The sequence below is a fragment of the Stenotrophomonas sp. HMWF023 genome (genome assembly GCF_003060985.1).
In the GTDB taxonomy this organism is placed as follows: Bacteria; Pseudomonadota; Gammaproteobacteria; order Xanthomonadales; family Xanthomonadaceae; genus Stenotrophomonas; species Stenotrophomonas lactitubi.
Genome location: NZ_QAIJ01000315.1, coordinates 1 through 4,982 on the forward strand (window position 1 = coordinate 1; position 4,982 = coordinate 4,982).

The following is a 4,982-nucleotide window of genomic DNA, read 5'->3' on the forward strand; positions in this document are numbered from 1 at the left end:
TGCCCGCGTCGTTGAAAGCAAGTGATTGGCCGGCCAGCACCCAGGTGTTCGTGCTGGCGCGCGCCGTGGGCGGCCCGCCGATGCCGGTGGCTGCACGCAAGCTGCCCCTGGCCGGCTTCCCCGCAACGGTCGGCCTCGGCGACGGCGACAGCCCGATGCCAACTGCACCGTTGTCGGCGCATCGCGAAGTGGAAGTACTGGCGCGCATTTCGCGCAGCGGCAGCGCCAACCGCAGCGAAGACGACCTGCAGACCGCGCCGGTCAAGGTCAGCCTGCCGCATGACGGCATGGTCGAGCTGCGGTTCCCGTAACGTACCCGCGCCGCTGCGCTCGCCGGGCATGGCCCGGCGCTACCCACGCGCACCACCGGTAGCGCCGGGCCATGCCCGGCGGATCCACGCTCAGCCCGCCCATGGAAACCAGCGTGTCGCCAGCTGCACATGCCGCCCCGCTAGAATGCCTACATGACCGAATTCATTCCGCCCGGCACCCGCTTCCATGCCCTGCCCTCGCCCTTTCCGTGCAAACGCGGCGGCGCCCTGCACGGTGCGCGCGTGGCCTACGAGACCTGGGGCACTTTGGATGCCAGCGCCGGTAACGCGATCCTGATCGTCACCGGCCTGTCGCCCGACGCGCATGCGGCGGCCAACGAAGCCAATCCTGCGCCAGGCTGGTGGGAAGCCATGATCGGCCCCGGCAAGCCGATCGATACAGACCGCTGGTTCGTGATCTGCGTGAACTCGCTGGGCAGCTGCAAGGGCTCCACCGGCCCTGCATCGATCAATCCAGCCAGCGGCGAACTGTATCGCCTGGATTTTCCGGAACTGTCGATCGAAGACGGCGCACGCGCGGCGATCGACGTGGTGCGCGCATTGGGCATCGAACAGCTCGCCTGCGTGATCGGAAATTCAATGGGCGGGATGACGGCGCTGGCGGTGTTGCTGCTGCATCCGGGCATCGCCCGCAGCCATATCAACATTTCCGGCAGCGCACAGGCATTGCCCTTCTCGATCGCCATCCGTTCGCTGCAGCGCGAAGCCATCCGCCTGGATCCGCGCTGGAACGGCGGCCACTACGACAATGAGGCATACCCGGAATCGGGCATGCGCATGGCACGCAAGCTGGGCGTCATCACCTACCGCTCGGCGCTGGAATGGGATGGCCGCTTCGGTCGCGTGCGGCTGGATTCAGACCAGGCCGACGATGATCCGTTCGGTCTGGAATTCCAGGTCGAAAGCTATCTGGAAGGACATGCACGCCGGTTCGTGCGCTTCTTCGATCCGAACTGCTATCTGTACTTGAGCCGCTCGATGGACTGGTTCGACCTGGCCGAATATGGCGATGGCGATGTGCTGGCCGGACTCGCCAGTATCCGCGTCGACAAGGCGCTGGCAATTGGCGCGAACACCGACATCCTGTTCCCGGTACAGCAGCAGCAACAGGTGGCCGATGGCCTGCGCGCCGGCGGCGCGGATGCGCGTTTCATCGGCCTGGAATCACCGCAGGGCCATGACGCGTTCCTGGTCGACTTCGAACGTTTCGGCCCGGCCGTGCGCGGCTTCCTCGACGAACTGTAATGGTGTGGCGGCGCAATCTCGCACTGGCCGCGTTCGGTGCGTTGATCGGCTTGACCGCAAGCGGCGTGTTTCCGCTGTGGCTGGGCGCGTGGTGCGCGCTGACCAGCGCGGTGTCGTTTGGTTTGTATGGACACGACAAGCGCGCAGCGCAGCGAAAACAGCAGCGGACGCCGGAACGCACGGTGCAGCTGCTGGCCGTTGCCGGCGGCTGGCCCGGTGCACTGCTCGGCCAGGCGGTGTTCCGCCACAAACATCGCAAGATGCAGTTCCAGTGGGTGTTCTGGCTGTGCGTGCTGGCCAACGCGGCCTCGATCGCGGTGATGCTGCGCGAGTTTTCGCGGTAGCTGCCCTGTAGATCCACGCCACGCGTGGATATGCCGACTGTAGATCCACGCCACGCGTGGATATGCCGACCAAGGTCGGCATCTACCGAAGCGGTTCGCGGACCAATACCCCATCGCGCAACCGGTACTGCACATCCACCACACCTGCGGGCAGGTCATCGTGGGTGATCATCAACAGGCTGCGTCCTTCCAGCAGGGCTGGCAGGTCCTGCAGCAGTGCGCGCGCGGTATCCACGTCCAGGCCTTCGGTGGGCTCATCCACCAGCAGGATCGGCGCATTGCGCAGCAGCGCGCGGGCCAGCGCCAGGCGACGCGCCTGGCCGGCCGACATCGTCGCGCCGTTCTCGCCCACCCAGGCCTGCAGGCCGCCATTGCGCTCGGCCCATTCGCCCAGCCGTACCCGTTGCAGCACCGACCACAACGCCTCGTCACTGGCCTCGGGATCGCCCAGTCGCAGGTTCTCGGCGACGCTGCCGGCAAATACCGGTGCGTTCTGCGGCAGCCATGCCAGATGCCGGTGCCAGTCGGCCTGGGCGACATCGCGCAGGTCCTGGCCACCGTAGGTCAGCCGTCCCTGCTGCGGATCCCACAGACGCAGCAGCAGGCTCGACAACGTGGTCTTGCCGCTGCCGCTGTCGCCACGGATGGCGATGCGCTCCCCCGGCGCCAGCGTCAGCTGCAGGCCACACAGAACCGGCCGCGCGGCGCCTGGCCACTGGAAGTGCACGTCGTCCCAGTGCACGGTCGCGGCCGGCGCAAGTGGCTGCGGCGATGCAGGCTCCTGCACCGAAGGCGGTTGCTCGACGATGGCCTGCAGACGCGCGCCCGCAATGCGCCCTGATTGCAGCGACTGCCAGGCCAGGCCCATGCCCGCCCACAGCTCGATCATCGCTACGGTCAGGAACACCAGCCCGGCCGCCATTTCCGGCGCGATCCGTTGTTGTTCGGCCGCATGCAGCGCCAGCGCCAGCATCGCCACCAGGCCGAGCCCGGCCAGCACACCATGCAGCGTTGATGCAGCAATCAAGCGCAGGCGTCGGCGGCGATCGCGTGAGGCCACCTGCTTGGCCGCCACCCGCACCTTCAACTGCCAGGCGTTGCCGGCATGCAGCGCGGCCAGATCAGCCGCCCCTTCCAGCCCTTCGAATGCCGCCGTGCGCAACGCCGCTCGATGTGCAGCGCGGTCGGCCTCTTCGCTGTCATGACCCCTCACGCCCAGCCACGGCACGCCAACACCGATCAGCAGCCCGAGTACCGCCAGCAGCAGCGCCGCCGATGGCAGGATCAACGCCGCCGAGCCCACGCCCACCAGCGTCAACGCAGCCAGCGCCAGCAACGGGCCGATGGCACGCACCAGCAGGCCGTCTATTTCGCCGATGTCGCCCAGCAGCCGCGCCAGCAGATCGCCAGTGCGGGTCGCGCCCAGCCGTGCCGGCGCCAGCGGCAGCGCGCGGCGGAAGAACCACACGCGCAGATCGCGGGCGATGCGCAGGGTGGCGTCATGCCCCACCAGTTTTTCGAAGTAGCGCGATGCGATGCGCGCCATGGTCAGCCCGCGGATGCCGGCCGACGGAGTGAAGAAATTGAAGCCCTGGCCAAGGCCCGCTGCACCGGCCAGCGCTGCAGCGGTCAGGAAGCCGCCGGACAGGCCCAGCAGCGCGGTGCCGGCCAGCATCGTGGTCCACAGCAGCAGCACCGCCAGCAGCAGGCGCGGGCGATGGCGCAGGAACACCGCGCGCAGTGAATCGGAAGAGCGGCTCATGCGCGTACCGCCTGTGCCGGTTCAACCAGACGCCCATCTGGCAGCAGCAGGCAGCGGTCGGCCCAGGCGATCACCGCCGGGCTGTGGGTGGCCACCACCACACTCCGCCCGCGCGCATACGCGGCCAGGCTGCGCAGCAGCGCCGCTTCGGTTTCGGCGTCGAGAAAAGCAGTCGGCTCATCCAGCAGCAGCACCTGCGGATCGCGCAGCAGCAGGCGCGCCAGGCCGATGCGACGTGCTTCGCCACCGGACAGGCCGAAGCCGCGCTCGCCGATCAGCGTATCCAGCCCCTCTGGCAGGCGTTGCGCGAACTGCAGCACCTGTGCAGCTTCAGCAACAGCGCGCAGGCGCGCGTCGCTGGCACCGGGATCGGCCAGGCGCAGGTTCTCGGCAATGGTGCCGTGGAACAGATAGGGACGCTGGCTGGCATAGGCCACCTGCAGTCCCGGCCGCAGCTGCACCCGGCCCGCGCGCGGCGGCAGCCAACCGGCCAGCGCTTCCAGCAACGTGCTCTTGCCGCTGCCACTGGGGCCGACCAGGGCCAGGCGCTGCCCCGGTTCCAGCTGCAGGTCCAGGTTCTGCAGCACGTCGTGGGTAGCGCCCAACGGACGCAGTACCAGACCGTGCGCCTGCAGCGGCGGCAAGGCAGCCTCGGCCGGCTCCGGTGCCAACGGCATGCCGTCCTCTGCAATCGTGGCCTCGTCTTCCGGCAGCGTCTGCAGCAGGCGCTCCACCTCGGCGGCAGCGGCCAGCGCGTTGGCACGGTCGTGATAGTGCGCGGCCAGGCGCCGCAACGGCGCGTAGAACTCCGGTGCCAGCAACAGGCAGAACAGGCCAGCCCCCAGCGTCGGCACGGTCGCATGCAACGACATCAGGCCCAGATAGCTCAGGCCCAGATACAGCGCGACCATCGCCACGCTGACCGACGCAAAGAATTCCAGCACGGTGGAGGACAGGAAGGCGATGCGCAGCACCTTCATCGTGCGCACGCGAACGCCCTCGGCCGCAGCCTCGATGCCGGCCAGCTCGGCCTCCCCGCGGCCATACAGGCGCAGCAGGCCCAGGCCCTTGATGCGATCGGCGAAGTGTCCGCTCATCCGCGCCAGTTCGCCCAACTGCGCGCGCCCGGCCGCTTCAGCGCCCCAGCCCACCAGCATCATGAAAAACGGCACCAACGGCGCGGTGAACAGCAGGATCAGTGCAACCACCCAATCGACCCAGGCCACAGCGGCCAGGATCAGCAATGGCACCACCACTACTTCGGTTCGCACCGGCAGGAAACCACTGTAGTAGTTCTCG

General features: G+C 68.2%; 4 protein-coding genes and 1 pseudogene. 3 read left to right on the forward strand and 2 right to left on the reverse strand.

Going from position 1 to position 4,982, the window contains the following annotated elements; translation table 11 throughout:
- The 3 genes and pseudogenes from DBR20_RS18805 to DBR20_RS18815 all read left to right on the forward strand — a co-directional run.
- Nucleotides 1–311: pseudogene (locus DBR20_RS18805) on the forward strand (cytochrome C biogenesis protein); the annotation flags it as partial.
- 153 nt (nucleotides 312–464) lie between these two features.
- Nucleotides 465–1,577 carry a homoserine O-acetyltransferase gene (locus tag DBR20_RS18810; RefSeq protein WP_108267622.1) on the forward strand — a complete coding sequence of 371 codons (1,113 nt, stop codon included), beginning with the start codon at nucleotides 465–467 and terminating at the stop codon, nucleotides 1,575–1,577.
- Nucleotides 1,577–1,921 (forward strand): DUF1294 domain-containing protein, encoded by a 345-nt coding sequence (locus tag DBR20_RS18815; RefSeq protein ID WP_108267624.1) that lies wholly within the window; start codon nucleotides 1,577–1,579, stop codon nucleotides 1,919–1,921. The genes DBR20_RS18810 and DBR20_RS18815 overlap by 1 nt, the downstream gene beginning before the upstream one ends.
- Before the next feature lie 82 nt (nucleotides 1,922–2,003).
- Here the strand turns inward: DBR20_RS18815 and cydC are convergent, their stop codons facing one another.
- Both cydC and cydD read right to left on the reverse strand, forming a co-directional pair.
- Nucleotides 2,004–3,683 (reverse strand): thiol reductant ABC exporter subunit CydC, encoded by a 1,680-nt coding sequence (gene cydC / locus DBR20_RS18820; protein WP_108267626.1) that lies wholly within the window; start codon nucleotides 3,681–3,683, stop codon nucleotides 2,004–2,006.
- On the reverse strand, nucleotides 3,680–4,982 hold a 1,303-nt coding region (gene cydD, locus DBR20_RS18825), incomplete at its 5' end, for a thiol reductant ABC exporter subunit CydD (protein WP_258223425.1). The genes cydC and cydD, both read right to left, overlap by 4 nt.